Source organism: Methylocystis heyeri, from assembly GCF_004802635.2.
GTDB classification, from domain to species: domain Bacteria; phylum Pseudomonadota; class Alphaproteobacteria; order Rhizobiales; family Beijerinckiaceae; genus Methylocystis; species Methylocystis heyeri.
Window position 1 is genome coordinate 2,569,136 of the sequence record NZ_CP046052.1, and the last position, 19,309, is coordinate 2,588,444.

General features: G+C 65.5%; 14 protein-coding genes. All 14 read right to left on the reverse strand.

Annotation, left to right across the window (positions count from 1 at the left end):
• Nucleotides 1-123 precede the first annotated feature (123 nt).
• Nucleotides 124-1,425, reverse strand: a complete 1,302-nt coding sequence (gene glcF, locus H2LOC_RS11775; RefSeq protein WP_136496570.1) for a glycolate oxidase subunit GlcF — start codon at nucleotides 1,423-1,425, stop codon at nucleotides 124-126.
• 3 nt (nucleotides 1,426-1,428) lie between these two features.
• On the reverse strand, nucleotides 1,429-2,628 hold the full coding sequence (glcE, locus tag H2LOC_RS11780) for a glycolate oxidase subunit GlcE (protein ID WP_136496571.1): 1,200 nt from the start codon (nucleotides 2,626-2,628) through the stop codon (nucleotides 1,429-1,431).
• Nucleotides 2,628-4,121: an FAD-linked oxidase C-terminal domain-containing protein gene (locus H2LOC_RS11785; protein WP_136496572.1), complete on the reverse strand. Its 1,494-nt coding sequence runs from the start codon at nucleotides 4,119-4,121 to the stop codon at nucleotides 2,628-2,630. Before H2LOC_RS11785 ends, glcE begins: the two co-directional genes overlap by 1 nt.
• 260 nt (nucleotides 4,122-4,381) lie before the next feature.
• Nucleotides 4,382-5,656 (reverse strand): glycerate kinase type-2 family protein, encoded by a 1,275-nt coding sequence (locus H2LOC_RS11790; RefSeq protein ID WP_136496573.1) that lies wholly within the window; start codon nucleotides 5,654-5,656, stop codon nucleotides 4,382-4,384.
• 278 nt (nucleotides 5,657-5,934) lie between these two features.
• Nucleotides 5,935-6,648, reverse strand: a complete 714-nt coding sequence (locus tag H2LOC_RS11795; RefSeq protein WP_136496574.1) for a DUF3142 domain-containing protein — start codon at nucleotides 6,646-6,648, stop codon at nucleotides 5,935-5,937.
• A 1-nt stretch (nucleotide 6,649) separates the two neighbouring features.
• Nucleotides 6,650-8,782, reverse strand: coding sequence for a PA5441 family protein (locus tag H2LOC_RS11800; protein ID WP_136496575.1), 2,133 nt, complete (start codon nucleotides 8,780-8,782; stop codon nucleotides 6,650-6,652).
• Nucleotides 8,783-8,878: 96 nt separating this feature from the next.
• The gene (locus H2LOC_RS11805) at nucleotides 8,879-9,853 is read right to left on the reverse strand and encodes an HpcH/HpaI aldolase/citrate lyase family protein (protein ID WP_136496576.1); all 975 of its coding nucleotides are present in this window, start codon (nucleotides 9,851-9,853) and stop codon (nucleotides 8,879-8,881) included.
• An 83-nt stretch (nucleotides 9,854-9,936) separates the two neighbouring features.
• The gene (locus H2LOC_RS11810) at nucleotides 9,937-12,678 is read right to left on the reverse strand and encodes a phosphoenolpyruvate carboxylase (protein ID WP_136496577.1); all 2,742 of its coding nucleotides are present in this window, start codon (nucleotides 12,676-12,678) and stop codon (nucleotides 9,937-9,939) included.
• 296 nt (nucleotides 12,679-12,974) lie between these two features.
• On the reverse strand, nucleotides 12,975-13,862 hold the full coding sequence (sucD, locus tag H2LOC_RS11815; protein WP_136496578.1) for a succinate--CoA ligase subunit alpha: 888 nt from the start codon (nucleotides 13,860-13,862) through the stop codon (nucleotides 12,975-12,977).
• A gap of 84 nt (nucleotides 13,863-13,946) precedes the next feature.
• Complete coding sequence (locus H2LOC_RS11820; protein ID WP_136496579.1) at nucleotides 13,947-15,116, reverse strand: malate--CoA ligase subunit beta; 1,170 nt, start codon at nucleotides 15,114-15,116, stop codon at nucleotides 13,947-13,949.
• Nucleotides 15,117-15,248: 132 nt separating this feature from the next.
• Nucleotides 15,249-15,878 carry a methenyltetrahydrofolate cyclohydrolase gene (gene fchA / locus H2LOC_RS11825; protein WP_136496580.1) on the reverse strand — a complete coding sequence of 210 codons (630 nt, stop codon included), beginning with the start codon at nucleotides 15,876-15,878 and terminating at the stop codon, nucleotides 15,249-15,251.
• 15 nt (nucleotides 15,879-15,893) lie between these two features.
• Complete coding sequence (locus tag H2LOC_RS11830) at nucleotides 15,894-16,754, reverse strand: NAD(P)-dependent methylenetetrahydromethanopterin dehydrogenase (protein ID WP_136496581.1); 861 nt, start codon at nucleotides 16,752-16,754, stop codon at nucleotides 15,894-15,896.
• Nucleotides 16,755-17,011: 257 nt separating this feature from the next.
• Nucleotides 17,012-17,953, reverse strand: a complete 942-nt coding sequence (locus H2LOC_RS11835) for a D-2-hydroxyacid dehydrogenase (RefSeq protein WP_136496582.1) — start codon at nucleotides 17,951-17,953, stop codon at nucleotides 17,012-17,014.
• 91 nt (nucleotides 17,954-18,044) lie between these two features.
• Nucleotides 18,045-19,238: an aminotransferase class V-fold PLP-dependent enzyme gene (locus H2LOC_RS11840; protein WP_136496583.1), complete on the reverse strand. Its 1,194-nt coding sequence runs from the start codon at nucleotides 19,236-19,238 to the stop codon at nucleotides 18,045-18,047.
• Between the last annotated feature and the right edge of the window lie 71 nt (nucleotides 19,239-19,309).

A 19,309-nucleotide genomic window follows, 5' to 3' on the forward strand; every position in this document is an offset into this window, starting at 1 on the left:
AGTGTGGCCCCCTCTGATCGGTTCGCGTCATCGCGAGCCGAAGGCGAAGCGATCCAGAGCAGCGCCCAGCCCCCCTGGATCGCCGCGGAGCTTACGCTCCTCGCGATGACGGCGTGAAACCAATCAGGCGCCCGCCGCCGCGGTGAGCGCCTCAGGTTTCGGCCCGCCGCTCGCCCAATCGAGCAGCTCGACCGTATGAACCACGGGAATGCCGGTTCCCGAGCCGATCTGGACCATACAGCCGAGATTGCCGGCCGCGATGACCTGCGGCGCGAGAGACTCGATATTGGCGAGTTTGCGATCGCGTAACTGCGTCGCAATCTCGGGCTGGAGCAGATTATAGCTTCCCGCCGAGCCGCAGCAGATATGGCCCTCGGGAACGCTCAGGGTCTCGAACCCCGCCGCCTTCAGCAAGCTGAGCGGCTCCTGAGTGATTTTCTGTCCGTGCTGGAGCGAGCACGCCGAATGATAGGCGATGCGCAGCGGCGCGGCGTTTCCCGTGGACCTGAAATCCAGCGCCGCCACGATTTCGCTGACGTCGCGCGCCATGGCCGATATGCGCGCGGCTTTTTCGGCAAGCTGCGCATCGCCCCGGAACATGAAGCCGTAATCCTTCACGCTGGTTCCGCAGCCCGAGGTGTTGATGACGATATGATCGAGCCCGCCGGCTTCGATCTCGCGCGTCCAGGCCTCGATATTCTTGCGCGCGAATGCGTGGGACTGGCTGGCCTTGCCGAGGTGATGGGCGAGCGCGCCGCAACAGCCGGCCCCTTGCGCGACGACGACCTCCGCCCCCAGCCGCGTCAGCAGACGCACCGTCGCCTCATTGATGCGCGTGTCGAGCACGGTCTGGGCGCAGCCGTTCAGCAAAGCGACGCGCATCTTCCGCGCCCCTTGCGCGGGAAAAACCTGCGGCCGGTCGACCGTCGAGGGCTCTGGCAAGGTCCGCGGCGCCATGGCGACGAGCCCGCGCAGACGACCCGGCAGTAACCCAGAGAGGCCGCGGGCAAGACCCGCCCCGCGCAGACTGAGCCGAAACAGCGCCGGGCGCGCCAGCACCAAGGCGAGAAGGCCGCGCATCAGACGATCCCCGAGGGGTCGTGCAAAGCTCTTTTCGACATGGGCGCGGGCATGATCGACGAGATGCATGTAATGCACGCTCGAAGGACAAGTCGTCATGCAGGAGAGGCAGGAGAGGCAGCGGTCGAGATGACGCGCGATGCGCGCGTCGGCGGGCCGCTCGTTCTCCAGCATGTCCTTGATGAGATAGATCCGCCCCCGCGGCGAATCGAGCTCGTCGCCGGTCAAAAGAAATGTCGGGCAGGTCGCGGTGCAAAAGCCGCAATGCACGCAGGCGCGCAATATCTTTTCGCTTTGCGCCACATCGGGATCGGCAAGGGCGGCGAGGGAAAAATGGGTCTCCATGCCTTAAAACTCCGCCCGCAAGCGCCCACGCTCCAGAATATGCGCCGGATCGAAGCTTTCCTTCACGCGCCTCGAGAGCGCGGCCAAGGCCGGCGGCTGGGGATGGAACACATCGACCGCCGCGCGCGTTGTCGCGCTGGCGCGAATGAGCGTCGCATGTCCGCCAAGCCGGTCGACGGCCGCGCGCAAAGGCTTTGCGTGAGCGTCCTCTGCATCCGCCATGCACAGCCACACCAGGCCGCCCGCCCAATCATAGAAATAACCCAGCAGCGGCAGGGCGCTTTCTTTCAGCGCGCTGACGAGAGCGAAGCCGTCGCTTGGCGCAACCGAAACGCGCCAGATATGGCCATCGAGGCTTGCGACCGGCTCTGCGTCGCGCAGCGCCCGCCACAGCGACGCCGAACTTTCGCCGCCGAGAATTTCTACCCCGCCGCCGAAAGGCTTCAACAGGCCGCGCAAATCTTCGAGCCTTTGCGCCACGGAAATCTCAGGCCCCTCGAGACGGATTGCCGCGGCGTTCTCGCCGAGGTCAAGGGGCGCGGCGCCCTTGGGAAGCAGCGCCAGAGCGCTCGCCTCCAGCGGCGCGCCAGAGACCTTGCGCAGCGCAAGGAGACCCGCCTGCTCCTCGGTTCCGAGCAGCACAAGCGTCTGTGAGGTCTCAGGGGCCGGCAGCGTTTTCAGAGTGATCTGCGTCAACGCGGCAAGGGTGCCGAAAGAGCCTGCGACGAGCTTTGAAAGGTCGTAGCCGGTGACGTTCTTCATCACCCGGCCGCCGGATTTCACAATCTCGCCCCGCCCGGTGACGCAGCGAAAGCCGAGCACATGATCGCGGGCGGCGCCGGCCTTGATGCGCCTCGGCCCCGAGGCGTTGACCGCGACTAGGCCTCCCACCGTGCCCTGCCCTGCTCCGGCTCCGAGCAACGGCCCGCAATCCATCGGCTCGAAGGCAAGATGCTGATTGTGGGAGGCGAGCAGAGCCTCGATCCCGGCTATGGGCGTCGCCGCGCCGGCGATCAGCACCAGCTCTTCCGGCTCATAGAGAACCACGCCGCTCAACGCCCGCAACGAAAGCTCTTCGCCGATCGACGGCCGGCCGATACCGGCTTTCGAGCCGGAGCCGGTTATCCGCAAGGGCCGGGCTTCCGCCGCCGCGGCGGCGACGACCTGCGAGAGTTCTTGCTCGTCGGCGGGCGCGAATGCCATCAGAACCTCGGCAGATCGGGAAAGGGCAGCGCGCCCCCGACGACATGCATTGCGCCCAGCTCCGCGCAGCGATGCAGCTCGGGAAACACTTTGCCGGGGTTGAGCCGCCCGGAAGGGTCGAAAGCGCATTTGACCCGCATCTGCTGGGCGAGGTCGATCTCGTTGAACATCTCGCCCATGAGGTCGCGCTTTTCCACCCCGACGCCATGCTCGCCGGTCAGCACGCCGCCGACGGCGACGCAGAGCCGCAATATGTCAGCGCCGAGATTTTCCGCGCGCTCGATGTCGCCCTCGATCGAGGCGTCATAAAGGATGAGCGGATGGAGATTGCCGTCGCCGGCGTGAAACACATTGGCGACGCGAAGCCCGTGTTTTTTGGCCAGCTCGTCCATGCCGGTCAGCACCTCGGGCAAGCGCTTGCGCGGAATGGTCCCGTCCATGCAGAGATAATCCGGGCCGATGCAGCTCACCGCCGGAAAGGCGTTCTTGCGTCCCGCCCAGAATTGCAGGCGCTCGGCCTCGCTGTTCGAAACTTTTGTCGTTGTCGCCCCTTCCGCGCGCGCGATTTTCTCGACCACGCCGACCAGATGATCGACCTCCGCCGGCGTTCCATCGAGCTCGACGATGACGATAGCCGCCGCGTCCTGCGGATAGCCGCAGGGCTGAAAGCGCTCCACCGCCCTTATTGTGGCCTTGTCCATCATTTCCATGCCGCCGGGAATGATCCCTTGCGCGATGATGGCGCCGACGCAGCGCGCGCCGGCCTCGACGCTGGCAAATCCCAGCAGAAGCCCCCGCGCAACGGGAGGCTTTTGCAGAATGCGCACCGTCACTTCGGTCACGACGCCGAGCAGGCCTTCCGAGCCGGTCATGAGGCCGAGAAGATCGTACATCTCGCTGTCGAGATGCTTGCCGCCGAGGCGCAGGATTTCGCCGCCCATCAGCACGACTTCGAGGCCGAGGATGTTATTAGTGGTCAACCCATATTTGAGGCAATGGACGCCGCCTGCGTTCTCGGCGACATTGCCGCCGATCGAACAGGCGATCTGCGAAGATGGATCGGGCGCGTAATAGAAGCCGGCATGCTCCACCGCTTTGGAAATGGCGAGGTTCTGAACTCCCGGCTGCACCCGCGCGCAGCGGTTCTCGTAATCGATTTCGAGAATGCGATTGAACTTCGACATTCCCAGAAGAATACCGTCTTCGAGAGGCATGGAGCCGCCCGAGAGCGAAGTGCCGCCGCCTCGCGGCACCACCTTGACGTTCATCTCCTGCGCCAGCGCCAATATCGACTGAACCTGCGGCACGGTCTCCGGCAGGACCACCACCAGCGGCAGCGCGCGATACATGGTGAAGGCGTCGCATTCATAGGCGCGGCGCGCAGTCTCGTCGGCGATAACGTTCTGCGCCGGGAGGATCTGCGCGAGACGCGTCAGCAGTTCGGAGCGGCGGGAGAGAATCTCCGGCTCCGGCGCCGGCATCAACAGAGGCATTGGCGAGGCCTTCTAAAGGGGCGCGTTTTCCTGATGGCGACCGGTGAAGGGCCATACCATTCGATATAGGGCGGCCCTACCTCCCCCTGCGTGGGGAGGTCGACCGCCGGAGGCGGTCGGGCGGGGGAAAAAGCGTTAAATGAGCGTGTCACCCCACCCCGCCGCTTCACGGCGACCCTCCCCCTCCAGGGGAGGGTGAGCGCCCTTCACGCCGCCACCGTGGCGAACTCCCCGCCCGCCGGGGAGAGGAGATCAGCTTCTCACACCCGCTTCGGCACGAGGATCACGCGGAAGTCGTTCACATTGGTCCGCGTCGGCCCAGTGACGACGAGATCGCCCAGTTTTTCAAAAGCGGTGAAGGCGTCGTTATTGGCGAACAGCGCCTTGAGATCGACGCCGGCCTTTTGCGCCCGGGCGTAGCTGTCGGCCGTCATGATGGCGCCGGCGTTGGTCTCGACCCCGTCGATGCCGTCGGTGTCGCAGGCGATGGCCGAAATTCCGCCGAAACCTTCCAGCGCCAGAGTGAGGCCGAGCAGGAATTCGGCGTCGCGGCCGCCCTTGCCGTCGCCGCGCACCGTCACAGTGGTCTCGCCGCCGGAAATGATCGCGACCGGCGGCTCGAAGGGCTGGCCATGCAGCGCGATCTGGCGCGCAATGCCGGCGTGAACCAGCGCGACGTCGCGCGATTCCCCTTCGAGATCGCCGAGGATACAAGGCGTAAAGCCGCCCCTTTTGGCCACCGCCGCCGCAGCGTCGAGCGACCCTTGAGGCGTGGCGATGAGGATGTTCTGGACCCGCTCGAAGATGGGATCGCCCGGCTTGGGGGTTTCGCAGGCGGGGCTGTTCAGATGCGCGAGGACGGCCGCGGGCGCCTCGATCTTATATTTGGCGAGGACCGCGAGCGCATCGTGCCGGGTGGTGGCGTCGGGAACCGTCGGGCCCGAGGCGATCACCGAAAGATCGTCGTTGGGCACATCCGAGATCATCAGCGCCACGACGCGCGCCGGCGCGGCGGCGCGGGCGAGACGGCCGCCCTTGATCGCCGAGAGATGTTTGCGCACGCAATTCATCTCGGAAATATTGGCGCCGCTTCTGAGGAGCGCCTTGTTGACGGCCTGTTTTTCTTCCAGCGTCACGCCCTCGGCCGGCAGCGCCATCAGCGCCGAACCGCCGCCGGAGATTAGCGCCAGAACCAGATCGTCGCTGGTCAGCCCCTGCACCCGCTGGAACACCCGCGCGGCGGCTTCGCGCCCGGCGGCGTCCGGCACCGGATGGGAGGCCTCGATGACCTCGATATGTCTGGTCGGCGCGCCGTGATCATAGCGGGTGACGACCAGCCCTTCGACCGGGCCGGGATAATGCGCTTCGACGGCGGCGGCCATGGCGGCGGCGGCCTTGCCCGCGCCTACGACGATGGTGCGGCCCTTGGGCGGCTCGATCCCGGCCAGAAAAGGCGGCACGCAGACCGAGGGATGGGCCGCGCCCACGGCGGCGTCGAACATTTCGCGGAGAAGCTGGCGGTGGTCGATGGTCATGGAGATAAGAAACCCTTCATGGACGCGAGCGCGTCTGCCTCTGTGTTATCCATTGTCCGACGGGAGGTAAAAAGTTTTTTTGCACTATCGGCGGCAGCCCGGGACGCCAAGGGCCGACGCCGGCGGGAACGAAGCCTGCCGCCAGATATTCATTTCTCTTCGTTTATTCGAAAGATGTGCATTTTATGCGCGGTCCGGCGCAAACGCCAGCCGAGATAAAAGCCCAGGAAAAACGCTACAATCACCACTATTTCGAAAACGATCGTCATTGCGTGTCCTCAATGCTGGTTGCGGAGAAAGACGACATAGCCGCGGAAGTAGGGATGCGCTGCGAGCGCGTCGGCCGAGCGCCATTGCGCCCCTTCGGCGAGGCCGAGGCGAAACGGCGTATGCAGACGCTTGAGCCGCGCGACATAGGCGTCGATATCGGGCACGGTCTCGCGGCCGCGATAGGTCTGAAAGACCAGCTCGTCGACGCTGCCGGCGAGCGCGTCGATATCCTCCGGCCGCGCCTGCGAGGCCCAGTCCATCAGGCCGGTGACGCTGAGCGCGCAATCGGGCGGCAGGGCCGACCGCAACTCCCGCAGGAAGGCCGTGTATTGCTGCAGCCCGCGGGTCGAGGCGTCGAAATCCACCTGCACTCCCGCCACATCGCCGGGCTGGGCGCGCCAGAGCGCGAAGCGGCGGCGCACGCCGGCGACGACTTCCGGCCTCCAGGCGAGGCTGCGGACGCGGTAGACCAGCCAGAGGCGCGGACGATGCGGGCCGGGCTCGGTCGCCCCCTGCGCCCGCAGCCGCACGGCGCCGGAAGCGTCCTCGGCGATCTCGCCCTGCAACAGATAGAGCGTCTTGGCCGCCTCTAATCCGGGGCGGGATCTGACGCCCGCCCAGAGCCAATAGGCGTCGTAATCCGCGGCGCGCACCTCGCTTTCGGCGCCCGCGGAGGCGGCCGGGCCGAGCAGAGCGAGCACGACGAGGATCAGCCGCTTCATGTCACCAGTAATATTTCAGGCTCTTCGCCCAGGGCGTCGCGCCGTAGCGGGCCTTGAGCTGGTCATGCCAGGCCTTGCGCTGCCGAAGATCCACATCCTTGCCGCCGCAGCCGTTGGCGCCGACCGGAGCGTAGCAGTTGACCGCCCGGAAGAGCGCATAGGCCTTTTTGCGATCGGGCGTCTTCGGGTCGGCGATGAGCTTCTTGTAGATTTCGCCGCGGGAGAATTTCTCGCCGGGGAAGATCGATTTGGAGCCGCCCAGCTCGTTCGGCGCCGGCCTGTCATATTCGAAGTCGTCGAGATCGGAGCTGCGCGTGAAGTCGCCGAGGCACAGCAGCCCGTGGGGCGAGCGCGGATCGGCGGCAAGCTCGGCGACGACCGACTTCAATGTCGGACAAGGGTAGGATTCCGCCGAGCCGTCCCATTTGAACAGCGTCGACTTCGGCGTCATCTCCTGCGGATCGGCGCCGGCGTCGTCCTTCTCGACGGCTTCCGGCGAATAGTCCTTCAGAAAGCCGGCGTATTGGCCGCGCGTCGCCTCCTTGTAGAGCAGCACGAAGCGCGCGAGCCGCCGCTCCGCTGGAATCGACGACGGGTCCTCGACGGCCATGCGCAGCAGGATCGGCCCCGCGACATGGCGCAGGATAATGGCGCGCACGCTCGGCGTGGAGAGGCGCGTCTCGGGCAGGAAGATTTTGTTGGCGGTCCCGGCCCGTTCCCAGGCCATGGCCAGACCGACCTCGACCGCCTCCTTCCGCCAGGGCTGCGCGGCGAGCGGCAGCAGGCGCGAAAACTGCTCGGCGGCCTCGGAAAAGCGCGCCGAGGCCAGCAGCGCCTGACCCCGCAGCATCTCGGCGCTGAAAGCCACCCATGACAGCGGCGGGAAGGCGGCGGGCGCCTCGCCGAGCAGCCGCAGCGTCGTCGCGGAGTCGCCGTCGATATAATAGGCGCGGGCGGCTTTGAGAAAAGCGAGCAGCCGCTCGTTGCCGGAGAAGCGCGGCGCCTCTGCGTCGAGATCGGCCGCGGGGAATTGCGGCGCCTTGTCGCCGGCCTCCCGCCGCATGCGCATCAGATCGGCGACGGCGAGAAGGTTGGGGTCGACGCCTTCGGCGGCTGCAGCCTTGCCGTCGCCGAGATATTTGAGGTCGATCTCCTGCGCCAGTGCGGGGATGTCGGGATCTGTAGCCGAGCCGGCGGCGCGCTTGATGCGCGCGCCATAATCGGCGGCGAGCCGCGCCTTGTCGCCGGCGAGCCAGTAGATGCGCCGCTGCAGGCCGCGCGCCGAGGCGGCGTAGCGTCCCGCCGGATAATCGGCGAGATAGGATTTGAACGCGGCTTCTGCGGCGTCGAGCGAGGCCCGGTCGGTCACCTTGGGCTCGGGAACGCCGTCGAAATCGGCGAAGGCGCCCTTCTGCGCCTTGTTGAGCAGCGTACGCGCCACCATGTAGCGGGCGCTCTCGCGCAGCCAGGCGTTTTGGGCTTTCGCCAGCCCCTCGAAACCGGCCCGCGCCTCGTCGAAGGCGCCGTCGTAGAATTGCTGCGCCGCGACCAGATAGGCCGCGAAATCCCGGGCGGCGGCGGAAGGTTTCGGCGCGCCCGCGAGCGGGTCCTCGCTCGTCGCCGGACTCGTCTTGTCGTCGCAGGTCGCGGTCACGCGCGCGCGCGCCGCCGTCAGCGCGTCGCGCTCGGCTTCGGACAGCGACTTGTCCGCTTGCACGGCCTCGACGAAGGCCTTCCTGCCCGCCTCCAGCGAAAGGCAGCGGCTGCCTTCGCCGTCCGCCAATGCGGGCGAGGCAGCGCTGGCGTCCGGAGGCGCGACGCCCGGCGCCGGGATGCGGCCGCAGGCGCTGCTGAGATCGGCGATGGTGAACATCGAGGCTGCGTCGACGTCCTTCGAGGCCTCGGGCGTCGCGCCGGCCGGCAGCGTCAGCGAACGCGCGTCGAGCGTCAGCAGTTGGAGATTGATGCGGCTGTCGTTGCCGGGGCTGAGAAAAGGCAACCCGGCGCCGCCGGCATAGGATTTATGGTCGAGCGACCAATGCTGGGCGGGCGGTCCGCCGGCGCCCCCGCAGGCATGCGCCGCGCCGGGCAGGAACAGGAGGCAGGAAATCGCGCCGAGGAGAATCTGCCGCATGGTGACCTCAGATGCGGGATGCGTAGGCAGAAAGGAAAAAATTCAATGAAAGCGTCGGCCGCTCGGGGGAGCGGCCGACGGGATTCTCGTAACGCCTCAGGCGGAGGCCATCGCGTCGGCCTTTTCGATCAGGGCCTCGGCCATGCGGATCGAGGCGATGTCGATGAGGCGGCCGTCGAGCGAAACCGCGCCCTTGCCTTCCTTCGCGGCCTGAGCCATCGCCTCGAGGATGCGGCGGGCCTTGGTCACTTCGGCTTCCGACGGGGTGAACACCTCGTTGGCCAGCTCGATCTGCGAGGGATGAATCGCCCACTTGCCCTCATAGCCGAGCACCGCGGCGCGCTTGGCGGCGGCCTTATAGCCTTCCGGATCGTTGAAGTCGCCGAACGGGCCGTCGATCGGGCGCAGGCCATAGGCGCGGCAGGCCACCATCATGCGGGTCTGGGCGGCGTGCCACTGGTCCATCCAGTAGTAGTCGCGGTTGCCGTCCTTGTCCTTGTCGGTCAGAACGCCGTAGTCCGGGTTCACGCCGCCGATGACGGTGGTGCGGGCGCGGGTCGAGGCGGCATAGTCGGCGACGCCGAAGGACATGGCCTCAAGGCGCTTGGAGGACTGGGCGATGGCTTCGACATTGGCCATGCCGAGAGCGGTCTCGATCAGGATTTCGATGCCGATCTTCTTGGTGCGCTTCTTGTACTGCTCGATCTGCGTGATCATCATGTCGATCGCGTAGACGTCCGCCGGCACGCCGACCTTGGGAATCAGCACCACGTCGAGACGCGGGCAGTTCTCAAGCACGTCCACGACGTCGCGGTAGCAATACTGCGTGTCGAGGCCGTTGATGCGCAGCGTCATCACCTTCTTGCCCCAGTCGATGTCGTTGAGGCCCTGGATGATGTTCTTGCGCGCCTGCTCCTTGTCGTCCGGAGCGACGGCGTCTTCGAGGTCGAGGAAGATCTGGTCGGCCTTGGACTGCGCGGCCTTTTCGAACATGCCCGGCGCCGAACCCGGCACGGCCAGCTCGGAGCGGTGCAGACGCGGGGTCGCCTGTTCGATCAGTGTAAAGCTCATTTCAATTCCCTTCCTTGGGTGTTTGGCACATTCCCAGAAAACCTAAAGGCTTCCTCCCCGGAACATGCGTTGAAAACTAAAAACTAGCCGGTGGCGCCGAGACCGGCTGCGATGCAGCTGATCGAGAGCAGCAGTGGAACCTTGATCGCTTCTCTCGCGGCCTCGTCTTCCGTATTGCGGAAGCGTCGCAACAGCTCGACCTGCTCGCGATTGACTTCGTTGATGGTCGGCAGACGGTCGGCGAGCCTTGCGCGAAGGGCGGGAAAACGATCCCCGATCTGCTCGGCGCCGGTGACGCGCAGAACCACAGACCGGGTCAGCTCATACTCCGCCTCGATGGTCGAGAAGATTCTCGCCCGCAATTCTTCGTCGGCGACCAGCGAGGCATAGGCCCGGGCGATCGAAATATCGACCATCATCAAGGCCTTTTCGACCTCGTCGAGAACCAGCTTGAACAGCCGCGACTGGTCGTACATGCGCCGCAGCAGCTCCAAACCCTTGTCGCCGCGCGCATCCAGAAAGACCTTGAGGCCAGAGCCGACGCCGTACCAGCTGGTGATCGCATGGCGGTTCTGAGCCCAGGCGAAGACCCAGGGAATGGCGCGCAGGTCCGCGAGGCTGCGGGCGCCGAAGCGCCGCGCCGGGCGCGACCCTATGTTGAGCATGGAGATTTCCTCCAGCGGGCTCGCGGCCTGGAAATAGGCGACGAGACCAGGATCGCCGATGAATTTGGTGTAGGCGTCCAACGCGGCGACCGACATTTCCTCGAAGGCTTCCTCGAACTCGGCCCGCGGGATCAGCGCGTCCTCGCGCTCCGACTTCAGCGCATGCATGAAGACGGAAGAAGCGAGAAGCTCCATCTGATAGGCGGCGGTGCCCCGATTGGCGTATTTGAACGAGACCACCTCGCCCTGTTCGGTGACGCGGAAACGCCCCCTGATCGAACCCGCCGGTTGCGCCGCAATCGCCTGGCCGGTGGGCGCCCCGCCGCGGCTCACCGAGCCGCCGCGCCCGTGGAAGAAGGCGATGGCGACGCCTTCTTCAATTCCCACGGCGGTCAGACGCGCCTGAGCCTTGTAGAGCTCCCAGTTCGACGGCAGGAAACCTCCGTCCTTGTTGCTGTCCGAATAGCCGATCATCACCTCCTGCAAATCGCCCTGCGATTTGGCGCTGGAGCGCACGAGCGGAATTTGGAGAAGCTCGCGCATGATTGCTGGAGCGTCCTGCAGATCGGAGATGGTCTCGAACAGCGGAACGATGGGCAGGGTGCAGTAGACGCCCTTCGAACCCTGGCGCACCAACCCGGCTTCCTTCGCCAGCACATAGGCGCCGAGCACGTCGGCCGCGCTGTGCGTCATCGAAAGGACGAAGCTGCCGAAAGCTTCGCGGTCGAGCCGGCTCTGCAGCTCGGCCACGAGTTCGAACGTCTCGATGGTCTCGCGCGTGTCGCTCGAGAATTTCTCGCGTTCGTCGGCGCTGAGCGGCGGCGTCTGGAGCTGGGCGTCGAGCCAGGCGCGCCATTCCGGCGTCTCCACTCCCGGCGGCTCGCCCTCCTGGGTGGCGCGCCACAAATCGCACAGCGCTGCTGTAGTGCGGGTGGTGTTCTCACGCAGATCGAGGCGCACGGTGGAAAAGCGGAATATCTCGACCGCGCGCCGCAGCGGCCGCACCAGATCGCTGGCGAGAGTCGCCGACCTGCCTTCGATCAGGCATTCTTCGATGAACCGAAGCTCCGCGATGAGTTCGTCGGCGTTGCTGTAGCGCAGATCGGCCGGCGCTTCGCCCCTCGTGGCCCGGAGCGTCTGATCGAGCTTGTAGAGGATGAGATTGCAGAACTGCCGATAGGGCTCCATCTGGTTGCGGCTGCGGATGGAGCTCGCATCCTTCAGCGCATTCAGGCGGCGCTCCAGATCGTCGCGGAGCTTCTGCGGAATATGGGCGGCGCGGGGGCTGAGCGACAGCATCCGTCCCAGTTCGACGATGCGCTGGCGATAATAGCCGAGGCTCGCGAGCGCGTTGTCGCTCATCGTCTTGCGCGTCACCGCATTGGTGACGAAAGGATTGCCGTCCCGGTCGCCGCCGATCCATGAGCCGAACTGGAAGAAGGGCGAGACCTCGAATGTCTCGTTGGGATAATGCTTTTCCAGCGCCCGCTCGAAAGCCGCGAGGAGATCGGGCGCGAGATCGAAGATCGTTTCCGAGAAGAAATGCTGGCCCCAGGCGACCTCGTGCTCGACGGTGGGCTTTTCGAGATGAAGGTCTCCGGTGAGGAACAGCAGCTCGATCTGGTCGCGCACCTGGGCCGCGAGCGCATTGCGCTCCCGGTCGGTCCAGCGGGTCGATTCGAGATCGCGCATCAGCAGATAGATGCGGCGGTTCTTCTCGAGGATCGATACGCGCTTGGCCTCGGTGGGATGCGCCGTGATCACCGGGCGTATCCGCAGGGCGTGCAGCTGGGCGCGAATTTCGTCGGCGGAGACGCCCGCCTTGGCCGCGGCCGACAGAACCTGGTCGAAGGTGCCGAGCAGCTGGTCGTGGCCGCGCTCGCGCTCTATGAAGCGCCGGCGGCGCATGGCATAGGCCTGCTCGGCGATGGAGACGAGCTGGAACAAGATCCCCTGCGCCTGCAGGGCGCGACCCATCTCGTAATCGGTCAGGTTCGAGCCCGCCGCAAAACCGCGCAGCACCGGATCGATCTGGGGCATGTGGCGCTTCACCACCGACACCAGCTGATCGATGAGATAGGCCGAAGCCTCCTTGGCCGAGCGCGTCGCGAAGGCGGACGGCGCGACGACGGGCGGGATTTCCTGAGAAGCTTCAGTCATGAAAACTCTCGAACTCTTCGGCGTTGCGCCATTGAATAGGACCGGTCCGGCTTCCCTCGCTCCCCATCCGGGGATGATCTGCTTTCCGAGGCTTCAGCAAGCGGCGCCGGCGACTGTATCCCTGGATCGACAGGGTTGAATGACACGAGCCTCGCATCCTCGAGGTTTTCCGCCAAGCCCGGGCGCGCCTTCCTCCTTCTCCGAAGAAAAGGAGGAAGGCCCCTTCCCGCCCCTGACGCGCTTTGCGCTCATGCGAGCATAGCGCGGCGCGCCCGATTACGTGAGCCGAACGCGCTTCAGGCCCGCTTCAGCACCTTCGCCACCGTCTCGCCGAACTCCGAAGGACTCGGCGCGACCGCAAGACCGTAGGAACGCATGATTTCCGTCTTCTCGGCGGCGCTGTCGCCGGTCGAGGAGATGATCGCGCCGGCGTGCCCCATGCGGCGTCCCTTCGGCGCCGTGAGGCCGGCGACGAAGCCGATCACCGGCTTGGAGAAGTTTTCCTTGATCCAGGCGGAAGCCTCGGCTTCCTGCGGGCCGCCGATCTCGCCGATGATCAGCACGGCCTCGGTCTCAGGGTCCTTGTCGAAGAGAACCAGATGATCGAGGAAGGACGAGCCGTTGATGGGGTCGCCGCCGATGCCGACCGAGGTGGAGACGCCGATGCCCAGTTCCTTGAGCTGGGCCGCCGCCTCGTAGCCGAGCGTTCCCGAGCGGGTGATCAGGCCCACATTGCCCTGCTTGTAGATGTGGCCGGGCATGATGCCGAGCATGGCCTTGCCGGGGCTGATGATGCCCGCGCAATTGGGGCCGACCATCATGGGCCGGCGATCCTTGGGATAGCGCATGAAATAGCGCTTCACGCGCATCATGTCCTGGGCCGGAATGCCGTCCGTTATCGCGCAGATCAGGCGGATGCCGCCGTCCGCCGCCTCCATGATCGCGTCCGCGGCGAAAGGCGGAGCGACGAAAACGATGCTGGCCTGGGCGCCGGTCTCCTTCACGGCGTCCTTGACCGTATTGAACACCGGAACGCCATGGACGCTCTTGCCGCCCTTGCCGGGCGTCACGCCGGCGACGATCTTGCTGCCGTAGTCGAGCATTTCCTTGGTATGGAAGCTGCCCTTGTCGCCGGTGATGCCCTGCACCAGAATCGGCGTCTTCTCGTCGATAAGAATGCTCATTGTTTCCTCCCGGCGGCGCGCGAGTCTTTCAGCTCGCCGCCATCATAACCGTTGCGCCCGGACCGAGACGGTCCGGGGGATCGCTCAGCCCGCGTTCTTGATGGCGGCCACGGCCTTGTCGGCCGCTTCCTTCAGCGTTGCGGCGGTGATGATCGGAATGCCGCTTTCCGCGATGATCTTGTTGCCGGCCTCGACATTGGTGCCGGCCAGACGCACGATCAGGGGGACGGAGATATTGGTTTCGCGCACGGCGTCGACGACGCCCTGGGCTACCCAGTCGCAGCGGTTGATGCCTGCGAAGATGTTGACGAGAACGGCCTTGACGTTCTGGTCCGAAAGCACGAGCCGGAAAGCCGTCGCCACGCGCTCGGGAGAGGCGCCGCCGCCGACGTCGAGGAAGTTGGCCGGGCTGCCGCCGGCGTGCTTGATCATGTCCATCGTCGCCATGGCGAGGCCGGCGCCGTTGACGATGCAGCCGATCTCGCCGTCGAGCCCGATGTAGTTCAGGCTGTGCTCGGCCGCCTGCGCCTCGCGCGGATCGGACTGGGACGGATCGTTCATGTCGACGATGTTGCGGCGGCGGAACAGCGCATTGTCGTCGAAGGACATTTTGGCGTCGAGCGCCAGCACCTTGTCGTCCTTGGTCACGACCAGCGGATTGATCTCCAGCATGGTCGCGTCGCAGTCGCGGAAGGCGCGATAGGCCCCGAGAATGGTCTGCACCGCGCGCGAAACCTGCTTGAGGTTGAGTCCCAGCTGGAAGGCGAGTTCGCGCGCCTGGAACGGCTGAAGTCCGACCGCCGGCTCCACGATGACCTGAAGCAGCTCGTCGGGCGTGTTCTTGGCGATCTCCTCGATCTCCATGCCGCCATGCTTGGAGGCGATGACGCGAACGCGCTCCAGTTTGCGGTCGAGCACATAGCCGAGATAGATCTCGCGCTCGTAAGGGTCGGCGAGTTCGATGTAGACCCGCTGAACCGGCTTGCCCTCGGGGCCGGTCTGGGCGGTGACCAGGCGCTTGCCCAGCATCTCTCGAGCCGCCTGCTGGACTTCGTGATAGGTGCGACAGAAACGGACGCCGCCCGCCTTGCCACGCGCGCCGGCGTGGATCTGCGCCTTCACCACCCAGTTGGAGCCGCCGAGCTCGGTCGCGGCGTAGACGGCCTGATCGGGACTGAAGGCGATCGTGCCGGGCGGAATAGCTACGCCGTGGGCGGCAAGGAGTTCCTTGGCTTGATACTCATGGACGTCCATCTTGTCCTCCCCGAACAAGTATTTTTCTTGGCGCGCGTTTGGTATCGGCGTCGAACGCGCTTCAAACGTCATTCGGCCGGGCATGTCGTCCCGAAAAACGCCGAGCGCTTTTCGGGAACATGCTTTCAGCCCTCAGGAGCCGATCTTCCCCCGCACCACATCATAGACCTCTTCCGTCTTCGTGGCGGCGAGATCGAGCAGCGCATTGGTCTCGCCGAGGCGGATCTCGGCGAATTCGCGATCCTTGATCGACTTTGCGTTGATGAAGACGTTGAGAGCGGCGCTTCGCAGGCCGGCGTTGGCCGCCAGCACCGCGACGCCGGCGTCGCTGATCACATTGAGGTTGCCCTTTTCGGCGACGATCGCCGAAAGCTGGATGACCTCATAGCAGGCCTTGACCGCGCGCAGCGGCGCATCGGTGGCCTGCTTGAGCGCCGCCTGAATCGCGGCGGCCCGCGCCGCCTTGTCCTCGTCGGTGGCGCGCGGCAGGCCATAGGCGCCCATGACCGCGTTGAAAGCCACCACGTCTTCGTCGATTGCCGCCGTGAGCTCGGCGCGAACCGCCTCCGCCCTGGCGTTGGCTTCCTTCAGATCGGCCTCGAAAGCCTCGTAGTTCTTCTTGCCGATGGTGAGATTGGCCACCATCGAGACGAGAGCCGCGCCGACGGCGCCCATAATGGCGGCGGCGCCGCCGCCCCCCGGGGTCGGCGCTTCGCTGGCGAGCCCGTCGAGAAATTTCGCGATCGTTTCATTCTTGGTCATGACAAACCCATCCGGTCAGGCGAGCGCCTTGGCCTGCGCATAGATATTTTCGCAGTCGAACACCTGGTCGGCGCTCTCGAACATCTTGGCCACGCATTCGCGGTGAAGCTTGAGCTTGAGCCCGCCGAGGCCGAGAGCCCCGATGACGATCTTGCCGTGGCGTTCCTTCGCCTTGTCGATCGCTTCGACGCCGCCGACGCCGAGCGGGGGCTGGGCGTTGCAGTCGGCGATGAGTTCGACGGTGGGATCGTCGCGCCAGTCTTTCTCGTCCAGCAGCGGGACGCCGATCGCGCCGGCCGCGAACACGACCTGCGCGCCCTTGATCGCCTGGGCGCGGGCGTCCTGGTCGGCCGCCTCGATGGCGGTGGGCGTGAAGCCGAAGCGCTCCTGGATCGCGGCGGCGGAAGCCTTCGCGCGAGCGAGAGTGCGGGAGGTGATGGCGACTTCGGCGCCCTCGATGTGGAGCATGGCGGCGGCGCGCATGCCGACCGGGCCGGTGCCCGCGAGCACCACCGCCTTCTTGCCTGCGAGCGGCTTCGCTTTGGCGAGCAGGGCGACGCCCGCGGCCGCGGTGGTGTTGGAGCCGTTGCTGTCCAGCATGACCGAGACGCGGAAATTGGAGAAGAAGCGCTTCTTGACCAGCTTGAAGAGCTCTTCGCCCGCGGTCATGCTTCCGCCGCCGACGAAGATGGCGGTGAATTGCTTTTCCTTCGGCCCGCGGGTGTAAATCGTTCCGTCGACCAGAGCCCCGACATTGGCCGGATTGACGCCGCCATAGCCGATCACATGATCGGCGCCGCCGTCGTAGCCGACCACCGTATCGAAGACGCTCGGCGCGGGATCGGTGTCGAGGAGGAAAAGAAGCTTCTTGGTCATGAGCGTGTGGTTCCGAAATGGTTGCGGCTCGTGATTGGCGAGCGTAGCGACGCAATCCGGGGGGATTGCGGAAGACCCTGACTAAGAGGGCGCCGGGGGCGCCCCTGAGTTTGCGCCGCTCCGCCGGCGATCGCGGCGTCGCGGTAGTCGTTCGGCTCTCGTGGCCCGCATTTGCGCAAAGGACGGCCCTTCGCGTTTCGAATGCGCTCCCTCTCCGCGGCGTCGGCCCGCATGTTTTCATGCGGGCTGAGAACGCGTTACGCAGTCACCACATTGCGCGGCTCGCCGGCGGCGAAAGCCTCGATGTTGTCGACGAGCTGGTCGGCGAGCACCTGCATGGCCTCCTTGGAGGCCCAGGCGACATGCGGCGTCACGATCAGATTGGGAATGGTCGGATCGAGCAGCACATTGCCGTTCTTCGGCGGCTCCACCGTCAGCACGTCCATGCCCGCGCCGGCGATCACGCCGTTGCGCAGCGCGTCGACGAGGGCCTGCTCGTCGATGATGCCGCCGCGCGCCGTGTTGATGATGCTGGCGGTCTTCTTCATCGAAGCGAATTCCTTCGCGCCGATCATGTTCCGGGTCTGCGGCGTCAGGGGCAGATTGAGCGTCACGACGTCCGATTCGCGCAGAATTGTGGCGACGTCGACCTTGTTGGGGACGTCGGCGACGTCGTTGATCAGCACTTTCATGCCGAGCGCCACGGCGCGCCTCTCGATTTCCTTGCCGAGGGCGCCATAGCCGATGATGCCGAGCGTCGAGCCGGCGATATCGTAGATCGGATAGTCGAAGTAGCAGAACTGGTTGTTGTAGCCCCAGCGGCCGTGGAACACCGAATTATGGTAGTTCACGAGATTGCGGCGCAATGCGAAGAGCAGCGCGAAGACATGCTCGGGCAGCGTGTTGAACGCGTAGTTGCGGATGTTCGAGACCGTGATTCCGTGAGCCGTCGTGTAGGCTTTGTCGATCACGTCGGTGCCGGTCGCGGCGACGGCGATCAGCTTGAGGCCGGGAAGCTGCTTCAGCGCGTCTTCGCGCAGCGGCACCTTGTTGGTGATGCAGATGTCCGCGCCCTTCAGGCGCTCCACGACTTCGGACTGAGCAGTCTGGGCGTATTCGACATATTCATGCGGGAAATTGGGCTTGCGCAAATTGGCGTCGAGCGTCTCGCGATCGAGAAAAACGATTTTGTGCGACATTCCCTCATCCCCTCAATGGTAATCGGCGGCGCGTTCGTCGCGCTCGTTTGGGAGGCGTCCGGCGCGGTTGCGCCGGACGCTTTCGATTTTCTTAGGCCTTCAGCAGCGGATCGGCGCGATACACGGCCTGGGCGGCGGCGACGCCGGAGCCGGGCTGGATCTTGATGCCGTTGTCGAGCATGGCCATTTCCGCGCCGGCGATGGCGCCGAGCAGCATCAGCTCGTTGAGGTCGCCGAGATGGCCGATGCGGAACACCTTGCCCGCGACCTCGGAGAGGCCGGCGCCGAGCGCGAGGTTATAGCGCTTGTAGGCGGTCGAGATGACCTTGGCCGCGTCATAGCCTTCCGGCACGACGATGGCGGTCACGGTGTCCGAATTCCACTTGGCTTCCTTGGCGCAGGGCTTCAGGCCCCAGGCTCCGACCGCGGCGCGCACGCCCTCGGCGAGGTGATGGTGGCGCTTGTAGACCTGATCGAGGCCTTCTTCGAACAGGATCGCGAGAGCTTCCTTGAGGCCATGGAGCAGCGGGATCGACGGCGTATAGGGGAAATAGCCGGTCTCGTTGTTCTTGATCATGTCCTGGAATTCGAAATAGGCGCGACGCGAGCTGTTCTTCTTGCCCGCCTCGATCGCCTTGGGGCTCGCCGCCATCAGCGCGAGGCCGGCCGGCAGCATGAAGCCCTTCTGCGAACCCGAAACGATGACGTCGACGCCCCACTTGTCCATGTGGAAGGGCAGCGAAGCGACCGAGGACACGCCGTCGACGAACAGCAGGGCCGGATGCTTGGCGTTGTCGATGGCCTTGCGCACCGCGCCGATGTCCGAGGTCACGCCGGTGGCGGTCTCGTTATGGGTGGCGAGAACGGCCTTGATCTCGTGGTTCTTGTCGGCGCGGAGCGCCTCTTCGATCTTCTCCGGATCGTTGCCGGTGCCCCACGGGCATTCCTGCTTGATCACTTCGAGGCCGAGACGGCCGCAGAGGTCGATCCACAGATGAGAAAACTGGCCGAAACGCTGGGCGAGAACCTTGTCGCCGGGCGAGAGCGTGTTGGTGATCGCCGCTTCCCAGCCGCCGGTGCCGGACGCCGGGAAAATGAAGGCGTGGCCGGCGTCGGTCTCGAAGACCTTCTTGAGCTGCGGGAAGAGCGGCTTCACGAGATCGGGGAAGGTCGGCGAACGGTGATCCTCCGACGCGACCATCATCGCGCGCTGCACGCGATCCGGCAGGTTGGTCGGACCCGGCACGAAAAGAAAATTGCGGCCGGGAATTCTGGAATTCGACATATTCGGCTCCCTTCGAGCGCTTTGGTTGGTAACCATGCCGGATGCGCCATGGGCGGCGCCCAAGCGCATCG